This is a genomic window from Hyphomonas sp. KY3 (assembly GCF_017309975.1).
Taxonomy (GTDB): domain Bacteria; phylum Pseudomonadota; class Alphaproteobacteria; order Caulobacterales; family Hyphomonadaceae; genus Hyphomonas.
Map to the genome: position 1 here is coordinate 1,234,150 of NZ_CP022271.1, position 20,524 is coordinate 1,254,673.

At 60.2% G+C, this 20,524-nt stretch carries 22 protein-coding genes; 5 read left to right on the plus strand and 17 right to left on the minus strand.

The features are described 5' to 3' along the window. Nucleotides 1-46 precede the first annotated feature (46 nt). Nucleotides 47-1,054 carry a sensor histidine kinase gene (locus CFA77_RS06250; RefSeq protein ID WP_206992717.1) on the plus strand — a complete coding sequence of 336 codons (1,008 nt, stop codon included), beginning with the start codon at nt 47-49 and terminating at the stop codon, nt 1,052-1,054. A 6-nt stretch (nt 1,055-1,060) separates the two neighbouring features. On the opposite strand, the gene CFA77_RS06255 is transcribed toward CFA77_RS06250, so the two are convergent. The 3 genes from CFA77_RS06255 to CFA77_RS06265 all read right to left on the minus strand — a co-directional run bounded on the left by CFA77_RS06255 (nt 1,061) and on the right by CFA77_RS06265 (nt 5,471). Then, nucleotides 1,061-2,917, minus strand: coding sequence for a PAS domain S-box protein (locus CFA77_RS06255; protein ID WP_206992718.1), 1,857 nt, complete (start codon nt 2,915-2,917; stop codon nt 1,061-1,063). A gap of 224 nt (nt 2,918-3,141) precedes the next feature. Continuing rightward, the gene (locus tag CFA77_RS06260) at nt 3,142-4,578 is read right to left on the minus strand and encodes a TadE/TadG family type IV pilus assembly protein (protein WP_206992719.1); all 1,437 of its coding nucleotides are present in this window, start codon (nt 4,576-4,578) and stop codon (nt 3,142-3,144) included. A 185-nt stretch (nt 4,579-4,763) separates the two neighbouring features. After that, nucleotides 4,764-5,471, minus strand: a complete 708-nt coding sequence (locus tag CFA77_RS06265) for a hypothetical protein (RefSeq protein WP_206992720.1) — start codon at nt 5,469-5,471, stop codon at nt 4,764-4,766. Nucleotides 5,472-5,731: 260 nt separating this feature from the next. Here CFA77_RS06265 and CFA77_RS06270 point away from each other — a divergent pair, with 260 nt between their 5' ends. From CFA77_RS06270 to CFA77_RS06280, 3 genes are read left to right on the plus strand one after another with little or no spacing between them, the layout of a single operon-like run. Then, complete coding sequence (locus CFA77_RS06270) at nt 5,732-6,352, plus strand: fatty acid desaturase CarF family protein (RefSeq protein ID WP_206992721.1); 621 nt, start codon at nt 5,732-5,734, stop codon at nt 6,350-6,352. Between the two features lie 58 nt (nt 6,353-6,410). Beyond that, the gene (gene purD / locus CFA77_RS06275; protein WP_206992722.1) at nt 6,411-7,700 is read left to right on the plus strand and encodes a phosphoribosylamine--glycine ligase; all 1,290 of its coding nucleotides are present in this window, start codon (nt 6,411-6,413) and stop codon (nt 7,698-7,700) included. Between the two features lie 18 nt (nt 7,701-7,718). Continuing rightward, complete coding sequence (locus CFA77_RS06280) at nt 7,719-9,191, plus strand: amidohydrolase family protein (RefSeq protein ID WP_206992723.1); 1,473 nt, start codon at nt 7,719-7,721, stop codon at nt 9,189-9,191. Here CFA77_RS06280 and sigJ read toward each other — a convergent pair. From sigJ to CFA77_RS06350, 14 genes are all read right to left on the minus strand, one after another. After that, a complete protein-coding gene (sigJ, locus tag CFA77_RS06285; RefSeq protein ID WP_206992724.1) occupies nt 9,184-10,056 on the minus strand; it encodes an RNA polymerase sigma factor SigJ in 873 nt (290 codons plus the stop codon). The two genes, CFA77_RS06280 and sigJ, sit on opposite strands and share 8 nt — an antisense overlap. After that, the gene (locus CFA77_RS06290) at nt 10,053-10,589 is read right to left on the minus strand and encodes a hypothetical protein (RefSeq protein ID WP_206992725.1); all 537 of its coding nucleotides are present in this window, start codon (nt 10,587-10,589) and stop codon (nt 10,053-10,055) included. Before CFA77_RS06290 ends, sigJ begins: the two co-directional genes overlap by 4 nt. Beyond that, the gene (locus CFA77_RS06295; RefSeq protein ID WP_206992726.1) at nt 10,586-10,978 is read right to left on the minus strand and encodes a hypothetical protein; all 393 of its coding nucleotides are present in this window, start codon (nt 10,976-10,978) and stop codon (nt 10,586-10,588) included. Before CFA77_RS06295 ends, CFA77_RS06290 begins: the two co-directional genes overlap by 4 nt. 93 nt (nt 10,979-11,071) lie before the next feature. Further along, on the minus strand, nt 11,072-11,536 hold the full coding sequence (locus CFA77_RS06300) for a hypothetical protein (RefSeq protein WP_206992727.1): 465 nt from the start codon (nt 11,534-11,536) through the stop codon (nt 11,072-11,074). Nucleotides 11,537-11,744: 208 nt separating this feature from the next. Then, entirely contained in the window at nt 11,745-13,622 is a 1,878-nt protein-coding gene (locus tag CFA77_RS06305) for an ATP-binding cassette domain-containing protein (RefSeq protein ID WP_206992728.1), read from the minus strand. A 505-nt stretch (nt 13,623-14,127) separates the two neighbouring features. Next, nucleotides 14,128-14,874, minus strand: a complete 747-nt coding sequence (locus CFA77_RS06310; RefSeq protein ID WP_206992729.1) for a hypothetical protein — start codon at nt 14,872-14,874, stop codon at nt 14,128-14,130. Next, nucleotides 14,871-15,602 carry a hypothetical protein gene (locus tag CFA77_RS06315; RefSeq protein WP_206992730.1) on the minus strand — a complete coding sequence of 244 codons (732 nt, stop codon included), beginning with the start codon at nt 15,600-15,602 and terminating at the stop codon, nt 14,871-14,873. Before CFA77_RS06315 ends, CFA77_RS06310 begins: the two co-directional genes overlap by 4 nt. Beyond that, on the minus strand, nt 15,599-16,351 hold the full coding sequence (locus CFA77_RS06320) for a hypothetical protein (RefSeq protein ID WP_206992731.1): 753 nt from the start codon (nt 16,349-16,351) through the stop codon (nt 15,599-15,601). The genes CFA77_RS06315 and CFA77_RS06320 overlap by 4 nt, the downstream gene beginning before the upstream one ends. Next, a complete protein-coding gene (locus tag CFA77_RS06325) occupies nt 16,348-17,094 on the minus strand; it encodes a hypothetical protein (RefSeq protein ID WP_206992732.1) in 747 nt (248 codons plus the stop codon). Before CFA77_RS06325 ends, CFA77_RS06320 begins: the two co-directional genes overlap by 4 nt. Then, nucleotides 17,091-17,873: a hypothetical protein gene (locus CFA77_RS06330; protein ID WP_206992733.1), complete on the minus strand. Its 783-nt coding sequence runs from the start codon at nt 17,871-17,873 to the stop codon at nt 17,091-17,093. The genes CFA77_RS06325 and CFA77_RS06330 overlap by 4 nt, the downstream gene beginning before the upstream one ends. A 6-nt stretch (nt 17,874-17,879) precedes the next feature. After that, nucleotides 17,880-18,368, minus strand: coding sequence for a hypothetical protein (locus tag CFA77_RS06335; RefSeq protein WP_206992734.1), 489 nt, complete (start codon nt 18,366-18,368; stop codon nt 17,880-17,882). Continuing rightward, nucleotides 18,365-18,856 (minus strand): hypothetical protein, encoded by a 492-nt coding sequence (locus tag CFA77_RS06340; RefSeq protein ID WP_206992735.1) that lies wholly within the window; start codon nt 18,854-18,856, stop codon nt 18,365-18,367. Before CFA77_RS06340 ends, CFA77_RS06335 begins: the two co-directional genes overlap by 4 nt. Beyond that, nucleotides 18,853-19,518: a hypothetical protein gene (locus tag CFA77_RS06345; RefSeq protein ID WP_206992736.1), complete on the minus strand. Its 666-nt coding sequence runs from the start codon at nt 19,516-19,518 to the stop codon at nt 18,853-18,855. The genes CFA77_RS06340 and CFA77_RS06345 overlap by 4 nt, the downstream gene beginning before the upstream one ends. 125 nt (nt 19,519-19,643) lie before the next feature. Then, the gene (locus tag CFA77_RS06350) at nt 19,644-20,225 is read right to left on the minus strand and encodes a murein L,D-transpeptidase catalytic domain family protein (protein ID WP_206992737.1); all 582 of its coding nucleotides are present in this window, start codon (nt 20,223-20,225) and stop codon (nt 19,644-19,646) included. Here CFA77_RS06350 and CFA77_RS06355 point away from each other — a divergent pair. Continuing rightward, nucleotides 20,224-20,481 carry a hypothetical protein gene (locus CFA77_RS06355; RefSeq protein WP_206992738.1) on the plus strand — a complete coding sequence of 86 codons (258 nt, stop codon included), beginning with the start codon at nt 20,224-20,226 and terminating at the stop codon, nt 20,479-20,481. The two genes, CFA77_RS06350 and CFA77_RS06355, sit on opposite strands and share 2 nt — an antisense overlap. Nucleotides 20,482-20,524: the final 43 nt, after the last annotated feature.

The following is a 20,524-nucleotide window of genomic DNA, read 5'->3' on the forward strand; positions in this document are numbered from 1 at the left end:
AAGTGCGCGAGGGTGCAGACCTTCTACGCAGTCCAGTGAGGATGTCATGGATCAGGATTCCCAGACGCAGGAAATCACCGGAGATTTGAGTTTCCGTGAGGTCGCTGACAGGTGGACGGTTCCGTTGATGGTGCTCGATCGGGACCTGTGCTTTGTGTATGCGAACAAGGCATATTTGACTGCGACCAATACGGAATGGGCAAGTATTCGGCAGAAATACATCTTTGAGATTTTCCCGGATGTCGAAGAACGTCAAGATCCCGTAGAGGCGAAGTTTCGTCGGGTGTTTGAGGGCGTGCAGACCCGTTTGGAAGCACAGCCCTACGACTTGAAACAGCCGGATGGCACGGTTCAAACCAGAATGTGGCAGGCCGTTCAGGACCCCTACCGGAATGATGATGGTGTCGTGACCCACATGATCCAGCGGGCCGAGGACATTACCGCCCAAATGGAGTTGCAGCGCCAGAATGACTTCATGCAAAATGAACTGGCTCACCGGATCCGGAACATGTTTTCCGTCATCATGGCGACCTCCCGTATTTCAGGAGAGAGCGCTGAAAGCGTCGACACATTTGTCGATGACTTCAATGAGCGGCTTGTCTCCATGAGCCGGGTCTATTCCAACCTCACCCGAAATGACTGGACGGGTCTCAGCCTGCGCAAGATCATGATCGAGGAACTCGACGGGATGCTGGGCCGGGGCAGCGAACGCTACACGCTGAAAGGCAACGATACGATCCTGTCGGTGAAAGGCAGCAAGGACGCGGCACTGATCGTGCACGAACTGGCGGCGAATGCGCGAAAGTTCGGTTGCTTCAGCACGCCGACCGGGCATCTGACCGTAGAGTGGACCCTGAAGGGCGATACGTTGTATGTTACGTGGACCGAAACCGGCGTCCCCGGCATTCAGCCCCCGAAACGGGTGGGCTTCGGAACGCGGTTGTTCGATATGTTTCCAAAGTTGGTTTCAACTCGCACGATCACGGAGGACGGCCTTCAGATAACCGTTGAAGCGCCTCTGCTGAAAACGGAATTCGATTCTTTCGTGATGTGATTTTTCTTAACTGACCACGTGGTCAGGCTCGCGCAGGATTGTCGACAGTTTCGACAACAGCTTGCTCGTCACAATTGGTTTTGACAGGAAAGGTGACTGACTGAATTCTTCAGTTATCGATTCTTGTGTGTTGCCAGACACGGTCACAAAAGGAATTTCGCTTGTGAGCAGGCGACTTGCCAGGGGCGCTGAGGTTTCGCCTGCAAGGTTGATGTCCAGAACGGCGCAATCGCACACTTGCTCGTCCAGGAGTTTCATCGCCTCGTAAACAGATCCCACCGGACCGACCACGCAGAAACCGGCATCTTCCAGGGCGGCTGCCATGTCGATGGCGATGATTGCTTCATCTTCGACGACGAGTACGCGTCGTCCGGCAGTGGATGATTGAGCCGTCGCAGGCGAACGGGGAGAACGGGACAGGTCTACAGACGAGTCTTTCACTTCTGCCACGAAGTCGGCTTCGAAAACGCGCTCATCAACGCTGATGAGGTGCCAGTGCAAGCCTTCAGGGGCAAAGTCTAGCTTGACTGGATATCCAAAGGCGATGCGCGTCATCCGCTCGATGACCGTCGAGCCGAAGCCGCGCCGGTCGGGGGCAATGACGGGTGGGCCGCCGCTTTCCGTCCAGCTGATTTCAAATCGGTTCGTACCTTCTTCCTGACGGATGTTCCAACGAATATCGACTTGGCCGGTATCATTGGACAAGGCGCCATACTTGCCAGCATTGGTGGCAAGCTCGTGGAGAGCCATGCCGAGCGACTGCGCCGCTGCGGAAGTCAGGCGAACATGAGGGCCTTCCAGCTTGATCCGGGTGCCGATGAAGTCTTCCAGGTGCGCAAGCTGGGAATTCATGATGTCTTCGACCCGCGCGCCGCGCCAGCCGGAACTGACCAGCAAGTCCTGACTGGAGGCCAGCGAGCGCATACGCTCAGCAAAGCGATCCATGAAATTGTCGCCGCTGGCCATGGTCTGGCGCGCAATCGCCTGAACAAGGGTCAACATGTTCTTGGCGCGGTGGTTTACCTCGCCCAGAAGAAGCTGGATCTGCTCCTCGCGTTGTTTCTGTTCGGTCACGTCGGTATTGGTGCCGAACCACATCTCGATCTGGCCATCCTTGTCGTGGATGGGCAGCGCGCGAGACAGGAACCAGCGGAATTTTCCATTCTTGCCGCGCAGGGGGAATGTGTCTTCCCAGACTTGTCCGGTCTTCAGCGAATTCAGGAAATGTTCGGTGGCGCGCGCTTCATGTTCGGGATGGTGCACGGAGCGCCAGCCATGTCCGCGTGTCGTTTCTTCGTCGGCCCCGGTATATTCATACCAGCGCTTGTTGTACCAGAAGATGTGACCTTCAGGGTCCGACATCCAAGCCAGCTGAGGGATGTTGTCTGCGAGCGCCTTGAACTGGGCTTCGCTCTGGCGGAGGCGTTCTTGATTTTCGTGCTCGCGAGAGATGTCACGCACGATTTTCGAGGCGCCAACAATCGTGCCGCTTTTATCATGAACGGGAGAGACCGTGACCATGATGGGGATTGCGGTGCCGTCCTTGTGAAGACGGATTGTCTCGAAATCCGCCACGGTGCGGCCGGCCTGGATTGTAGCGAGGATTTCATCCTCTTCACTCTGGCGATCTTCCGGGATCAATACGCGGATCGACTGGCCTATGATCTCCTGAGGTGTGTAACCGAACACGCGCTCGGCGGCAGGGTTCCAGCTGGCAATGATACCGTCCAGGTTTTTTGAAATGATCGCATCGGATGACGATGTGATGATGGCGCTAAGCCAAGAGCTCTCCGCTGCTGACAAGGCAGGGGCAGGGGCAGGCGCAACCGGAGAGGGAGCGCTAGACAGACGATCCCGCTTCATGACGGGGCTCCCGAAAAAAATGTCCAACGCCCAATGCGCTGTTATCAACATCTTTTTTACTGTGAATCAGAGGCATTTGTCCATAACCCAGATCAGGCGGTCGAGCCGCCCGCCCAGGAAGGGCGTGCCCTTGTGATCCTCGGGTCATTACATTGTAATGTAAGAAAAAAATCTGGATGAAGAAACTGGCAGCGATGCGCCCGCACCGCTGCCAGAGTGAGAGATCAATACCGGATGCGCAGGTCCGAAATGGACTGGGCGATCTTGGTATAGGCTTCGGTCAGTTCCTCGGAGCTTTCCGGGGTAAACGCAAAGTCGTCGCCCGACGCGCAATAATTGAGGATGGCCTGACCCGAAGGCGGGGCCTGGAAGGCGACGGTGTAGACTTTGATGCCCTGATCCTTGATGGCGTCACACATCGTTTCAGCCTGGTCGAAGGAGTCACCGTTGGACGTGTCGTATTCCTGGTTGAACTCACCATCGGTCATGATGATCATGGCCTTGGCCGAATCCGGCTCATCATAGGGATATGGGTCAGAGCCGGCGGGCCAGACGACATCCCAATCCGGTGCAATCAGATACCAGCCCCAGGCGATGCCGAGGTGACCAGCCGTACCGCCGCTGGCGTTAAGGCCATCAATATAATCGAACAGCTTGTCGCGATTGCTGGTCATGGGCAGTGGACCGATCGGGTTGCAGGATTCTGTGTACCAGCTGACATCGCCTCTCCAGTTGACGCTGCCATACGCTTCGGCGGCTTCGATCCACTGGAATGGACCTGGGTCTTCGTCGGTGAATTGCTCGTCACCCACACGTTCCTTGACGCAAGTATTGTTGATCGTCTTGGTTTCGGTGACTGTACGGGTGGCGTAGTTAGGCACCCACTCATCGTCACAGGTCCAATACCATCTTCCTCTTTTCTTTTTCCATTTGCAGACTTCTTCCCAGTCGCCGCCAGACTCGTAGGTTTCATCGTACGAGAAGGTGTATGTGCGAATTGGCAATTGTCCGGTTGCCTTGAAGAAATAGTCCTCGCCTGCGTCCACCATGGAGGAATAGGAGGCCATTCCGATACGGACTTCGCCGGTCGTACCGTCATCGTCTGCGGGCACGAGTACATTGATCGCCGTGTCGGCCGCGCTTTTCAGAGCGGACATCTTGGTGCCGCCCATCGACCCGGAGATATCGAACACGAAAGCGATGTCGACTTTACCGATACCGTAGGTCGAAGCGGAGGTGACGGAGAAGTTCAATTCCTTCGTGCCGGTCATCTGCATGATCGATGTCGGCTGCGCACAGCGCACCTTCACCGAAAGATCCTGAGACTCGGCGGCAATAGACGCAACGGGTTCGGCACAATCGGTGCCTTTGCCCTGGGCCTTCATTGCCGATTTGAAATAGTTCTCGATGTACGTCTTGATTTCGGTGTCGTTCTTGCCTTCCTGCATTTCGCGGGCACCCGCGATAACCGCGCTGTCCAGAATGAACTGGACGCGGTTTTTTGCGGTGTTGACCTGTTGCAGGTCAATCGCAAAGCCCATGAGAAGGAAGAGCGGAATGGTCATCAGCGCGAAAATGATCGCGATGTTGCCCTGTGTTTCGTCCTTGAACCGGCGAATTGTTTCGACAGTCCTCTTGATCAAATTCGTGTTCGTCATCATTACCCACCCCGGTTTTGGCCGCACCTGGCCCAAAGGTTCTGGTTTGCACATTGCCAGAACTGGATAACTTCTCGGTAAAATCAGGGGTCAGGATTTCTCCGCTGACGGAAAGGTTTGCTTAACCACGACCAGCGCCGCGAATGCCTTGTGGCACCGCGCGGGAAAGCTCATGTTTTCAGCAAATTTCACGACGTGTCCGGCGACAGGAAATCCCAAGTGGCCGCGTGCAATTGGCAGGCGCTATCCTGTTGTAAATGCCTCAGTTTTCGCGTCTTGAAGACGGGCGGCACAGCACGCTTCAGCACCGGGCTGGCCGACGCCATTATCTGGCGCATTCTGGCGACGTAGTCGGCCGCGTGATCCAGCGCGTGGTTAACAGCCAGCAAGCGTCGCACGAGCTTTCCGGCCGGTAAAATGTCAGTTGGGCTTGCAGGATAATCCCGCAAGTCTACGGGCGTCTCTTCGTCAAGGAACCGGATGCGGGGACCGGTACGAAACCGAGCTCTTGGCGGTGTGGCAGGGGTAGCTTTCGTCGCTTCGATGAGGCGGAAGCGGGGAATGGCGCGACGGGTGAAAGGGCGTACCGGTTCAGAGGCATGAGCGGTGCCGGCGCGGGAGGTGGGCTTTGCGGTATCCGGCTCCACCCGGGCCGTCGCGGTGGGGGGCGGCAGGGGGCCGAGCTCAAGCGCCGCAAGGCAGAACAGGCGTCTCAGGATGGCTTCGAGGAAGCTTACGCGCCCGGCCAGTTCCTCAAGCTCTGCGCGCGGCAGGAAGGGTTTGGCGGGCACCGGCCAGAGTCCCAGCCGCTTCTGGGCCACTGACGCGAGATAATCGGCGGCATCCCACCAGAAACGGGTGAGGCTGTGAACGGCGAGGGGAAATGGCGATTTCATGCCTTTAGCGTCGCCTCTTCGGCAGTACGACGAAGTGGGTCGGCCGATAGAGCGATCTCGAATATCTATATCATTGAAAAGATGCCGAAATTTGGAAGCCGTCCAGCTTTGTGACGGGGATAGGGGCGTACCGCTCCTCTGCTTGCCCCAAGGGAATTCATCGTTTCCCGCTTGAAAGGCGGGCCATTTCTTGCGAGAGAAGTGAGTGATCACAAACTTGGAGCGCTGTTTTGTATTTTCCTGATATATTGAACACAGTGATGTCGCTTGCGCCGTGGGAGGGGCTGGCCGGATGGCTGATAGTGATTGCATGTATAGCCGCACAGTTCGTCGCGGGCTGGCTGGTCGCCGATCTTGGCAGCGGCGTGATCCATTGGGCGCAGGATCGGTACGGCTCACCGCGTTGGCCATTGGTGGGACCGATTGTCCGCGACACGATCCGGCACCATCGCAAGCCACGGGGCTTCCTCTCCAAAGGCGTCTTGGCGCGCAGCGGGCGCATGTTTGGCTTTGCTGTGGCGGTTGGAACTGCTGCCCTGCTGATCGGCGCGCCAATTGCGTTCACGGCCGCACTCGCACTTGGCATATTTGTTTCGAATGAAGTGCACGCGGCCGCCCATGCGCGCCCGAGCGAGTTGCCGGGCTGGGTACGCCGCCTGCAGCGCGCCGGCGTGGTTCAGTCACCTTTGCACCATGCCGCGCACCATCGGGCGTTGAAGAATGTGAATTTCTGTACGTTGACGGATTGGACCAATCCGGTTTTGGAGCGGGTCCGGTTCTGGCGTCGCCTGGAGGCGCTGATCCGCTTGAGCCGCGGCATCCGCACACGCCGCGACCCCGTGGTGCGCCGTCAGCAGCGGCGCAGATGGCGGTCCGCCTGAGCGCTGGCCGCCGCTGAGGGCTTGATTCCCGCCGCCAACCTGCGCATTGAGCGCAGTCATGAACATACTTCTGATCGGATCGGGCGGGCGTGAACATGCCCTGGCGTGGAAAATGGCGCAGTCGCCATTGGTGGACATGGTGCATTCGACTCCGGGCAATCCCGGCATGGATGAGGAAGGCCCGTGTTTTGACGTGGCCGTCACCGACATTCAGAAACTGGTGCAGCTGACCCTGCAGGTCGAGCCGGACCTGATCGTGATCGGGCCGGAAGCGCCGCTGGCCGAGGGCCTGTCGGACATCTTGCGGGCGCGCGGCTTTGACGTGTTCGGGCCGAGCCAGCAGGCGGCGCAGCTGGAAAGCTCGAAAGCCTTCTCCAAGGCGCGCATGGTGCAATATGGCGTGCCGACCGCGGCCTATGGCGAGTTCACCGATCCGGTGCTGGCGAAATCCTATCTGCGGACGCTGGAAGCGCCTTATGTGTTGAAGGCCGATGGCCTCGCCGCCGGCAAGGGCGTCGTGATTGCCGAGACGCTGGACCAGGCCGATGCCGAGATCGACGAGATGCTTTCGGGCAAGTTCGGCGATGCCTCCGCCACGCTGGTGATCGAGGAATTCATGCATGGCGAGGAAGCCAGCATTTTCGTCATCACCGACGGCACGGGGGCGATCTATCTGCCTGCCGCACAGGACCACAAGCGCGCGGGCGATGGCGATACCGGGCCGAATACAGGCGGCATGGGCGCCTATGCGCCGGCGCCGGTCGTAACGGATGAGATTCTTGCCCGCGTGAAGGCCGAGATCGTCCAGCCCATGCTGAAAGGCATGAAGGCGGACGGCATGCCGTATCAGGGTGTGCTCTATGTCGGCATCATGGTGACAACGGACGGGCCGAAAGTGGTTGAGTTCAATGCGCGCTTCGGTGACCCCGAATGCCAGGTTCTGATGAAGGGCCTCGCGGGCGATATCGTGCCGGCGATCCTTGGTGCGGCGACGGGCGGCCTTGAGGGCAATGAAGAAGCGTTTGAGGCGCTGCTGGAGCTGGACCGGTTCGAACCGACGGCGACGATTGTTCTGGCCACGGAAGGTTATCCGGGCAGCTACGCCAAGGGCTCTGTCATTCGCGGCGTGAAGTCTGCCAATGACTTGCCCGGCGTGACCGTGTTCCAGGCGGGCACGGACATGGACGAGGGCGGCGCACTGGTGGCCAATGGCGGGCGCGTGCTGGCCGTGACGGCGAGCGGTGACGATTTGCAGGAAGCTGTCACACGGGCCTATGCTGGCGTCGATGCCATCGACTGGCCGGAAGGCTTCTGCCGCCGCGACATTGGCTGGCGCGCCCTGAAGTAGGAGATTGGAGCCCGGATCATGCGCAAATCTGTGTCCGAGATGTTCCGATCAAACGCGCGCAAATGGGCAGGCCGGGCAAGCTTGGTGTTTGGCGCACTGTTGACGGCCTGTGCCACCCAGCCCGCCACCCCGACGCTGGACGGCGATCTGCTGATCTCACATGTAAGAGTGGTCGACTTTTCGGGCGAGGCGCCAGACGTACGCGAAGATGTATTCGTGCTGGTGGATGAGGGCGCGATTATCGCCGTGGCGGATACGCGGGAGGGCCTGATTGCGGCCACTGAGCAGGATGCCAGCGGGCTAACCATGATCCCCGGCCTGACGGACATGCATGTCCATATCTGGGATGAGGCGGAGCTGGGCGCGTATCTCTCCTGGGGCGTGACGCGGGTGCGCAACATGTCGGGCCTGCCCTTTCACCTGACCTTGGCCGAACAGATTGAGGCGGGGAGTGTGCTTGGGCCGCACCTGGTCACCACCGGGCCGATCCTCAACAGCGCCGGCCCGAATGCGCAGGTGAACCACCAATTGGTCGAGACCGAGGAGGAGGCGCGCGCCGCGGTAGCGTGGCAGGCCGAGCAGGGCTTCACCCGGTTGAAGGTGTATTCGAATTTGCCCCGTGAAGCCTATGACGCGGTGCTGCAAGAGGCGGAGGCGCGGGGGATGATCGTGACGGGCCATACGCCGGAAGGCGTGCGCGGGCCGGGCGTGCCATTTGAAGCGCCGTTCGACATTGCGTTCGATGAGGTGCTGAATGATGGGTTCGAGACGATCGAGCATGTGGAGTCGCTTGTCTGGCATGGGTTGAGCGATCGGGAAGATGCGGTTGCCGCGCAGGCGCTGGCCGGTCAGATCGCCGAGGCTGGCGTGCCGGTCACGCCGACGCTGCTGGCCTTTCACAATCTCTGGCGTGTGGCAGACACGCAAGGCGCGGCGCTGACCCGTCCGGAGACGGACCTGTTGAATCCGTTGGTGCAGGCCACTGAAACGGACATGTACGAATACTGGTCAGGCGCACCGACAGGGCCCACCGCAGAGCGGGATGCGTTTCACCTGCGCATGACCAGATGGCTGCACACGGCGGGCGTCACGCTGGTCGCAGGCAGCGATGCCGGGATCTTCACCAATGTGCCGGGCCTGTCGCTGGTCGAGGAATTGGAGCTGATGGTGGCGGCGGGGCTGACGCCGTTTGACGCGCTGAAGGCGGCGACGGATGCGCCCGCTCAGGTGTTGGAACGCAAAGGTCTGGACGGCTGCGCGCTTGAAGGCTGCGCGGCGGATCTGGTGCTTTATGCCTGTGATCCGCTGGCGGACATATCCTGCCTGCACTCGCCTGAGGCCCTGATCCGAGCCGGAGTCTGGCTGAATAAAGCGGATCTGACGGCCCTGCGCGACAGCGCCCGCAATCATAATCTGGAGCGCACACAGGAAAACGTACTGGGCGGCCTCGCCGCGCAAGGCGTGAACATCTCGGCGCTCGGCCTCAATTAGCGGGCAGTTTATCCGGGTTGCGCATGGCGTAGAGCCAGGCGATGCGGCCGGTTGTGTCCGGGGCGAGGGTGAGGACGAGATCGACCTTTCCGTTCAGTCTGCGGAGGAGCGCCGGGGCGCCATTCGCAAGAGCGGGCTCCATGGTCCATGTAGCGTCAGACTTGGCATCCTTCATCATCACGGCCATCAAGACCTGAACAATGTCAGCCGGTCCGCGCAGCGGACGTAGTGCGGCGCGGGCCTTGCGGCCGCCATCGGTGTAGGCGGTGGCCTCTGGCGCGAGCAGGCCGAGCACGGCGGCATGGTCCTGTGCAGCGGCGGCGGCCATGAAGCGCTGGAGGAGGTCCGCGACTTCAGACGGGGCGGCGTCAAAGCGCGGGCCGCTCTCCTGCAGGCGTTTGTGGGCGCGGCTGACCAGTTGGCGGCAGGCGGCTTCGGACTTGCCTGTGACGGCGGCAATTTCGTCATAGCCGGCGTCGAAGGCTTCACGCAGGATGAAGGCGGCGCGCTCGGTTTCCGACAAACGCTCCATCGCCCACAGCAAGGCGAGCTCGCATTCCTGGGCGAGGGCGAATTTCTCCTCGACGCCAAGCGAGGGAGACTCGACAATGGGTTCGGGCAGCCACGGGCCGGGATAGGTTTCCCGGCGGGCACGGGCCGAGCGCAGCGCGTCAATAGCGATGCGGGCGGCGGTGCGGCGCAGCCAGGCGCGGGGGTTTTCGATGGCTGTGCGGTCAGACCGCTGCCAGCGCAGCCATGTGTCCTGCACGGCATCTTCGGCGCCGGCCCGCTCGCCCAGCATGCGATAGCACAGGGCAGTCAGGCCGGGGCGTTCGGCCTCGAAGATGGCGGTGTCGGCGCTCATGCGGGGAGGATCACTTCTTTGCCGGCAAAGTCCAGCCTCTGGCAGGCCTTGCCATGGCCCATGCCGCGCTTGAGCACGGGATAGATCCGGCCGGAGGCGGCGGCGAAGGCACAGGAGAGGGCGGCCTGCTCCCCGAATTCGGAGATGATCTCGCCGCGCAGATCATCCGCCACCGGATCACCAGATATGGCGGCCTTGGCAAAGCGGTAGCCGAGCCCCATCGCGCCAGCCTCCAGCGGGCGGCCTTCGGCGCAGGCCTGCAGGGCGTCAGCATCTGCCCCCCCCGCCAGCGCCATGTCGACGACCAGTTGGGCGCAAGGCCCGCAATCGCCGTCAAGCGTGGAGGCGAGCAATGCGCCGGTCCACGGGATTTGTCCGGCGGGCGCGCCGCGATATTTGTAGAAGGCGGGCAAGCGGGACAGGCCCCAGGCCGCGACGGGCGAGATGTCGATGATCTCGTGCATATAGCTGGTGTCATAGTGGAAAGCGCGCTGCATCTTGCGCGCCTGAGCATGGAAGAGTTTGCGGATCATCGGGCGGTCTCCTTGCGGGCAAAATTGAGCGCGGCGGCGAGGGCGAGCCAGGCCGGCAGCTGAATGGCGGTAAGATTGGAGGAAGCGACATGATCAAGCGGAAAGCCGCGGCTGATCCAGATCCAGATATGGAAGAGCGCATGCAGGGCCGGCCATGTCGCGCCGATGATGGCGGCGGCCCGGTTACGCGCATAGGCGCCATAGGCGAGCGCCCCGGCGCTCATGCCGAAAACCAGCGCGATGTCGCGGATAAAGTGGAGGTTGAATGGCCCCATCATCGCAACGCCGGGGACGGCTTCGTACCAGAAATGCGGCGCAAACCACATGACCAGTCCATTGGCAAAATGAAACGCCGCAATGGCGATCAGGCACAGTCTCCACATGTTCATAACTCCCTGTTTCAGGAGTCAGACGAGACAGGGGTGGATTTTGTGACAGGTGAGGCCCGGCTGCCGAAAGACAAGCGGGCCTCAGACCAGGATTTACTCGCTGCTGGAGTCCAGCATGGTGAGTTCATGCATCAGATATTGACCCGTAATCTTGCGGAGTTCGGGATATGTCTTCGATGTCTCGCGTGAACTATCCTGATTGGCTTCACCCCAGGCCGCCATGAACGCATCATATTTTTCCCTGGAAGGGCCGATATCTGCCATGCTCGCATACTTCACGCCGAGGAGGATGTTGAAGTGTCCACTGTCCGGCATGGCGCTGACCATGATGGTGTAGTCTTCAATATGGCCGAGTGATTTGGCCACGTCATTGGATTCAACCCATGTGGATTTGATGCCTTCGAGGTAATAGTCCCCCATATTGGAATCGACCTTGATTGTCGCGATCTCCCACACGGTATCGCTGATCGTATAATCTTCGTATGCGTTCAATTGCGCCAGTGCCGGAGTCGCGAAAGCCGTCAGCGCTGCTGACAAAAGTAGTCCCTTGATGTTCATTATCTGTCTCCAAGACGAAAGAGCGCCTGCGCGCTCGTCAGTGGCCCCACCGCCACCACGACAACAGGTTAATGTTGGTTAACGTCCGAGGCAAGCAAAAGACGGTCCGTAATCAAATAAAAATAGTCAGAGGGCGGCGTATTTTGCGTGCCGGTCATATCTGGTACTGATGCGGCTGTTGCAGGTCGCGTACTCAGGAGGCCGTCCCTTATGAGCTCGCCAATTCAAGCTCTTCCGCAGCGTCCATCCATTCGGTTTCGGCGGTTTCGGCTGCGCTGGCATGCTTTGCGCGGTCTTTCAGGAGCTTTTCCAGTTCGTCCGCAGGAGGTGTGCCGCTGGCGAGCTTGGCGTCGATCTTCGCAATGGCGGTGTTCGCCTTTTCGAGCCGGTCTTCGGCGTCGCGGGCTGTTTTCTTGAGGGCGCTGAGGCGCTTCTTCTCTTCGGGAGTGATCTCCTTCGGAGCAGCCGGCTTGGCCTGTTTGGCAGGCTTGGCCCCCTTGGTGTCGTCGCGGTCGGCCTTCATGACGAGGGCGCGATAGTCGGCAAGGTCGCCATCATAGGGCGCGGCGCGGCCATTATTGACCAGCCAGAGCCGGTCGGCCGTGGCCTCGGCAAGGTAGACATCGTGGGTGATGAGCAGGACCGCGCCGGGGAATTCGTTCAGTGCGTAGATCAGCGCTTCGCGGCTGTCGATGTCGAGGTGGGACGTCGGCTCGTCGAGGATCAGGATGTGCGGCGCGGCCGATGACATCAGGCCGAGCAGGAGGCGCACCTTTTCGCCACCCGACAGCTTCTCGACATTGGTTTCCACTTTCTCGTGGCTGAAGCCCATCGCCGCGGCAGCTGCACGGACTCGCGCTGGCGGTGTGCCGGGCGGCATGATGCGCTGGACGTGCATCAGCACGCTGTCACCTTCGGAGAGTTCGTCGAGCTGGTCCTGCGAGAAGTAACCGATACGGACCGCCTTGGGCACGACCCGGTCGCCGCCAATCAGCGAGAGGCGTTCGCCGATGGATTTGACCAGCGTCGTCTTGCCTTGTCCGTTTGCGCCGACAATCGCGATGCGGTCGTCCGGGTCCAGACGAAGGTTGACCTTGTCGAGGATGACTGCGTCCTCGCCGTAGCCGAGGGTGGCATTGCGCAGCTCCAGCATGGGTGGGGCGAGCTTGTCCTTTGGCGGGGCAAAGTGGAACGGCGTCGTGCGGTCACCCACCGGGATGGAGATGTCCTGCATCTTTTCCAGCATCTTGATGCGCGACTGGGCCTGGCGAGCCTTGGAGGCCTTGGCGCGGAACCTGTCCACGAAGGCCTGCAAGTGTTCGCGGTCCTTGTCCTGTTTGGCTTTCTGGGATTCCAGCTGGGCGAGCTTGGCCGCGCGCAGTTTCAGCCAGTCATCATAGCCGCCCGGCGTGATTGAGAGCTTGCGGTGCTCCAGCGCCATTGTGTGCGTGACACAGCGGTTCAGCAGCTCGCGGTCATGGCTGACGATCAGGACGGTGTACGGATATTTCTTGATATAGGTTTCGAGCCAGGCCGCGCCTTCAAGGTCGAGATAGTTGGTCGGCTCATCGAGCAGCAGGAAATCCGGCTGGGAGAACAGGACACCGGCAATCGCCGCGCGCATACGCCAGCCGCCGGAGAATTCTTTCGTGGCGCGGCCAAGGTCTTCAGTGGTGAAGCCGAGGCCGTTCAGCACTTCGGCGGCGCGCGCTTCGGCGGTCCAGGCATCAATGTCGAGCAGGCGCTCATGGATTTCACCGATGCGGTCGGGGTCGGTCGCGGTCTCGGATTCCTGCATCAGGGCGTGGCGCTCTGTGTCAGCGGCCAGCACGACGTCGAGAATGGTCTCGTCAGTGGCGGCGACCTCCTGCGCGACCCAGCCGAGCCGGGCGCCGGTATTCAAGCGGATGGCGCTGTCATTGCGCGGGTTTTCCACATCCTCGCGGATCAGGCGCAGCAGGGTGGATTTGCCCGTGCCGTTGCGGCCCACAAGGCCGACTTTCCAGCCGGCCGAGATCTGCGCCGTGGCAGATTCAAACAGGGGCCGCGCTTCGACCTGAAAATCGAGATTTGAAATGGTAAGCATGCGCGGCGGTCTACTAGAGACTACCGTGAAAGCAAGGGTGTGGGTGCGCTATCGGATGATGCGGGCGATCCCGGGCAGATTGCGGGTATCTGCGGGCGGGAGAGATCAGAGAGTATGCCCGCCATGCCACCAGTAGGGGGAGAACTGTAAATGGCATGACGGGCGGTTCGCTGCATTACTCTGGGGGGAGGGGGACAAACGCAGCGAACGCAAACCTCTCTCTCCAACCAGATATAGGTAGCAGGCTGGCCGGGTCCAAGCGGCTCACGCCTTCGTGAAGCGTGAAGTTTGGGTAATGTTGGAGGAGAGCCCTCAAGCACCCCGGCGCGGGGTCAGGGGGCGATGTCCCTGGCAAATATTTCGTTCATGCCAAATGTTTCAACGGTGGTCACAAGGTCAGTTACTCGGCCGTCGACTTGCGCATTGCGAAGCTTCAGCGCCTTGAGACTATCCGGAACGCTTCGCAGCGCGCGAACGCCTTCGGCCAATTCATCGGCGCTGGCGTCTATTGCGCCGCCTCATGTGTTATCTCAAGTGCGGTGTCGATCAGGCGATGAATCTCAGCGAGCTGGGCGTCCCATGGCAGCAAACCGTCGCGCAGGTAAGCGTCATAGGCGTCAAGGTTTTCGGCCACCGCATTCAGAAAGGCTCGATCCTCTCTCATAGCTTCCAAATCGCAGTCGGGTCGTGTCTGCATTTCGCCCAGCTCGGCGTCAAAGACCGGTTGAACCTTTACAAGCTCTGGTCTGAGCATCAGCAAATTATTCGCCAGGGCGTGATCTTTCTCGATATAGGCTAGAAGCGCTTCAACGCGTTGCTCATAGTCAACAAGTGCTGCGCGTAGCGCCGGATCCCTGATAATGGAAAGCCGCCCGGCATTTGTCAGCTCCGTGACCGAGGGCAAACTGAGGACATTGATATTGTAGTAATGAGATGTGGCGATCGCCATGCATTCGGCTTGAGTCAGCCGGTCTCGCTCAACAACGTCAAAAATGACTTCGGTCGCTGAGCGAAGATCATCAACGACAGACACCCTGCGCGCACGAACGCGCTCTGACGATTGCTCAACCCTGACAATATCAGGGTGCAGGCGTTCCATGAAATCGGCCTCGGCGACCCGGTTGCCGCGCACCACGTTCCAGTTGTTCACCTGCAGACCGAGGAAGACACCCAGCACGACGATCAGCGTTTCGATGACGACCGTGAACCAGTCCCGCCTGCGGATCGCATTGGTGAGACGGCGGAGGATCATGGGGCCCGCTCCCGCTCTTCCGCGAGGAGCTCAAGGATGTCTTTGATCTGGTTACGGTACCTGATCAGGAATAGGTGATAATTGTCCTGGACAAGATATGCGTTCTGCAACGCAATATGGATCTCGGGATCCTCTAGCAGGACCGTGTGATCGACTGTTTCAACTGCTCCGATCTGGGCGAACGTCTCGGACGGGGTGCCCGGTGCAACCAGTGTTTTCGCCCTGGAGAGGACCCGTGCCAGCTCATCGACTGGCGCGGTGAACGAGCCACTGAAAATTTCGCGACCAAACGTGATCGAGCTGTCGAACTCATAGAGCTCATCTCGCAAGTCGCCATTCGCGATCAGGTTCATGCGCCCGGTAGAGACGAGCTCCTGAAAGGCCGCCGAAGGTCCGGGGAACGTCGATACCGAGTCCACGAGCGCGAGGTCTTCGTTTAGCGTCTGCTCATCGAGGTCGCCTGTACGAATGCCCGCGATGAGTCGGCTGGTTGCTTCGAGCACCAGGACTTGCTGGCCAATACCGCGATTGGTGAGCGTGAGCTGCACTTCGAAATCACGCTCCAGCCTTTCCAGAACATTCTGCGTATCTGCCCGCTCGAACCGCGCCTGGTTCCAGTTATTGACCTGCAGGCCGAGGAAGACACCGAACATGACGATCAGCGTCTCCACCGCGACGGTGAACCAGTCCTGCTTGCGTAGCGCGGTGGAGAGGCGGCGGAGGATCATTTCGCTGTGTCCCATCCGCGCGCGCCGATTTCTTGCGCGAGCGCCTGTTCGGCCTCGTCCACACGGTCAAGGACGGCGTTGTTCCAGTGGTAGAGGTTGCGCGTGGCTTCCCGTGTATTGCCCACGGCTGAAAGAAATTCGAAGTCCTGACAGGCACGTTCCAGCTCGAATTCCAGATTCTCCCAACGTTCCCAACGCCCGGAATCGACGCCTTCCGGACTGTCAAAATAGTAGAAGCGCCGCGCATAACTGGTCCACGGCGCGGCGTGTTCGAGCCATTGGGGTTCGACGCGTAGCTGGCCGTCGGATTCCTGAGACATCAGATTTATGGCCTCACGGACGTCGGGGTTTGAGATCACTTCGAACTGGCCGGATGCCCGCAGCTGGTCCACCAGCTCCCTGTCGACAACCGCAAAATTGTACTTTCCCAGCGAACCGAGCGCCGCGACCACCGCCTGCCGATCTGTTTCGGCTATTTCGCAAGTGGCGAGGCTGGACAGAAGAACACCTTCATTCTCGACCTGACGTGCCAGGAACGAGCCCGAACTCCGGATGGCTTCAGCGCTTCGCTGCATGTCGCTATGCAGACGCAAGATGTACTGGCGCTCCATGGACCGCTCGCCGCGCGCCTCATTCCAGTTATTGACCTGAAGGCCGAGGAAGACACCCAGCACCACGATCAGCGTCTCGATCACGACGGTGAACCAGTCCTGCTTGCGCAGGGCGTCTGTCAGGCGGCGGAGGATCATGTGCTGGTCTCCTCACTGAGAGTCGCGAGATAGTCGTCAAGCGCGCCCGCAACCTGCCCCAGATAGTCAACATAGATGGCCTGCAAGACTGCCACATTGGCGGCGAGACCGATGATTTCGGTATTCCCGCAAATCTTTCCGGGGGTCAGCAATTCATAGCTGCCGGGATCGTAGCCCCCCATGGGGACCACCACGATTTCGCTGCGCCCAGTCAACGAAACCCCGGCCACTCTTTGCGCTTCCCGATTGGCGTCCTGTTTTACGCGGATATAGCGTTGCCACTGGCGATCGACGAAACCCATTTCATCCGTCATGGTCTGAATATTGGCGCGGATACTGGTCGACCGGATAAGCGACAGACTGCCTGTATTCAGCGCTTGCTCAGCGTTTGCCAGGGAAAACCGTGGCGGCGGAAAATCCGCGATACTGATAATCAGGATCGTCAGTTCGTTCCCCATGGCCATGCAGGAGTCTTTGTCCCTGAGCGCCAGGGCGAACCGGGCAGCGTCATCGCTGATCCCCTGATGGACCTCTATGTAACGCGACATTTCGCTGCGCGCTGTGGTGGCCTCAGACACTATCCGGGTCATCAAATCAGCCGCCTGTCCCCTGTCTGCGCGCGCATCATTCCAGTTTGCGACCTGAATACCGATGAATACCCCGACCACGACGATGAGGAAATCGAGCGCCACCGCGAACCAGTTCTGATCTTTGACATGTTTGGTCAGGCGGCGGAGGATCATGGGTTTCTGCCTGCGATGGTGCGGAGACTTTTTAGCGTGTCCGCATTGACGGTTTCGAGATCGGTGATCGCGGTTTCCAGGTCGGCGAAGCGGATCTGCAGCGCTTCCACAATTCCTGCGTCAGTGCGTAACAGCGTGGCGGCAGCGGCGATGGCATCCGGCGCAAGCCCCAGTTCGCATGGATAGGCCAGCGAGCCGATGATCGCATCATAGTCGCCAGTCGGTGCGAACCGGTCGCCGCACTTTTCAAGCAGCGCCTGCTGGACATCGGCAGGCACGCGGCGCCGGAACAGTGTCCTTATGGGCGCCTCACGCCCCTCGTCGGCAATCACATCGATCAGCGTCGTCGTGTAGATAGAGACGGCCGTCGCTCGAAGCTTATCACTCGCGATCAGCCCGATATCGCCAGTCGAGATCAACTCGTCAAACGTCGCACGGTTCCGGTCCATGTATTTGTACTGGGTCGCGCGATAGGCGCTGACCAGGAATTGCTCATCAGACAAGGGCCCCGTGCCCGACAGTGCGTCGATCGCAGCCTTCGCTCCGGCGCGGACGTCCCGATTGTAGGCGATCAGGTATTCATAGGCCCAAGCTTCATAGCGCAGGTCCTGCGTCAGGCGCTCGCTGAACACGGCCGCGCGCTGGCGCGTTTCGCGATCGTCGTTCCAGTTCGACGCCTGCAGGCCGATGAACACACCCGTCACCACAATGACGAAATCCAGCCCCACCGCGAACCAGTTCTGGTCTTTTACATGCTTAGTCAGGCGGCGGAGGATCATGCCCGTCTACTCCACAGCCTGCAGCTGGTCCCAGAGATCAATCGGCGGCGTATCATTCACCATGCCGTCGACCATGTCCGCGAACCCCGCATTGAAATAGCCCCGGCAGAGCTGCCACAGGGCCCGTCCGCGCGGCGTGCCAAGGACGAAATAGATGACGCCCTGATACGTCTCCCACGATTCTTTCGTGATCGCGCCGTTCTGGTATTGCAGCCATTCATACTCGCGCGCCCGCATCTGGCCGATCATCCAGAAAAACAGCTTGGTCTTCTCCTCGAAGCTCGGTGTTTCGACCTGCGAGAAGATGCGGCCAAGTTCCGGGAAATCGACGAATTTGTAGACGCCGGTCTGGTCATAGGTGAGCTGGGCCTGCCGGCTTTCAGAGCGCATCTGCTGCGCCCCCTGATGCACCTGCAATGCAAGGTAAATAAGCGTTCCAGCCACAACGGCCACGCCAATGATCTGTGCAATAAGGGCGATCTGTTCGAGCGTCATGGCTCCATCTCCAGCAATGGGGCGGTCGGCCCGGCCTTGATCAGCCCGTCGACAAGCTCGCGGAAGCCGGGCGGGAAGTGATGGCGGCGCGCCTTCCAGAAGCCCTGATAATATTTGGAAGCCAGATGGTCGCGAAAATGGTTTTGCGAATGCAGCCAGAAGTCTTCCTCGAAGACCTTCTTGCGGGCCTGGTAATGCATCACCTGATAGCCGCGTGTGACCATTGTGTAGAACACGTTGAGCCGCGTCCTTTCAGCGGCCTCAAATTCCTGTGGATCCGTGTCCAGCCCCCGCAGGAACAGGTCGACCATCCCGGCTTCGCTGAGGATCTTCATATGGTCGCGGAAGATGTCATAATAGCCAACCGCTGCCGCGATGCGCTGTTGGTCGGCAGAGTGTCTGAGCTGGAAACCGACGAAGATCAGCGACGCAATCACCGCAACCGAAGAGATAATCCCGGCAACGAAATAGAGCTGTTCCAGCGTCATTCCTGCGCCCCCTCATCTGTTTCGTCGGCCGCCGCTTCTGCCGGCACTTTCAGTGCGTCCAGGTACCCGACGAGGAAATCCTCATCGAGGGCGGCGATGATCGGGCCGGCGTCCCTTTGCATGGCCGTGCCTTCCCAGCCGGGCGCCTGCAGTGCCCACCAGTGTTTGGCGAACCGCGATCCGAAATAGAAGGGGGCGGTGTTCGCGATATGCTGGCGCACGCGCTCGTCCGAGATCAGCCCGGCATCGCGCATCATGAACATCTGGTCCCATTGCAGCATGATCGCGACGAGGACGCTGCCAACCGCCTGGTTCTCGGTGTCGCTCAAGGCTTCCGGCGTACGGATCGCCTTGACCCAGATGACCGACATCTCCGGCCTGGCGATGTTGAACTCGATCTGGGCCAGCAAATCATTCTTCTGCTGGTCCATCGCCGCGCGCGTCAGAGCCGCGTTCTGGCGAACTTCCACGATCAGGACGACAAGGCCCAGCAGGACGCCGACATTCGCGGCAAGGGTCAGCCAGCGATTGAGCCGCTCCAGCGGCGTGGGGCGCGGCGCGGAGGGTGGTACTGTCGGGGAAGTCGCGGCGGGCGGTAGAGGCGGTGTATCAACACGCGCTTGCTTGCGTCGCAGACGGGACAGGACGGATGGAAGTTTCACGAGGCGTCCGGCCTCGCACAATTTGTCCCAAGATGATCAGACATGTCGTCCGCCAGCATGTTTTCGTCCCCCAGCCGCGCACTTTAGGCCGGGAATGGGGGGTGACAAGTATTTTCCGGGGAGGCTTAACGCCCGACATATATCAGCGTGCCTTGCGGGACGAGGGTCATGAAGGTGTCGAGGTCGGTGCGCGAAAAGGCGATGCAGCCATTCGAGCGCCCCAGCTTGCCATAGTTGTCGATCATCGCAGGTTCGGCATAGGCGGCAGAATGGATGACGATGGCGCGACGACGGGCATTGGCATTGGTCTTGTCGAGGCCATCGAGACGCAGCGAGCGGCCATGCTTGCCGTAATATTCCTCGGCCGTGAGATAGGCGCCTTGCGGACTCGCCGAGGAGCCGGGCACATCAGAGAAGGCATCAAGGAAGCCATCATGATCCTTGTCGGAACCCCGGCCATGCGTGGTGCGATAGGCGTTGACGAGGCCGGTTTCGAGATCGACCACGAAGAGGCGTTTCTGCGCAGAATGCAGGCCGTAATCGACGATGACCAGTCGGCTCGGATTGGTTCGGTCGGAATGCCGGCTCATCGCCTGTATGGCCTCGCCCAGCAATTCCGGTCGGATCATGCGATCGGGATCAATCTCGGCGGCGTGCGACGGGAGCGGAAGGAAACAGAGATAAAGCAGGATCAGCAAGCGGCGCATGGGCTATCGGGCTTTCGAGCGTGTGAACGAGGTGTCGATTGGCTGGACGGGGGGGCGGATGAAAGACGCCGCGAAGACGCCGGAAGACAAATACGATTTCGCGGGCGAGGATGATAATCATGACCGCCACGAGGGTGAGCATGGCAAAACTGAGCAAGGCGAGGGCGGTGACGAGTGTTTCCAATTTTCGCACAGTGCGAACCTTTCGTGTGAGCTGGCCAATGCGGACGTCGCGGAAGGCCTTGGCGTCGCGTAAGCCGTGAGTATGGTGTGACAGCAAAACTTGTAGAAAAGAGGGC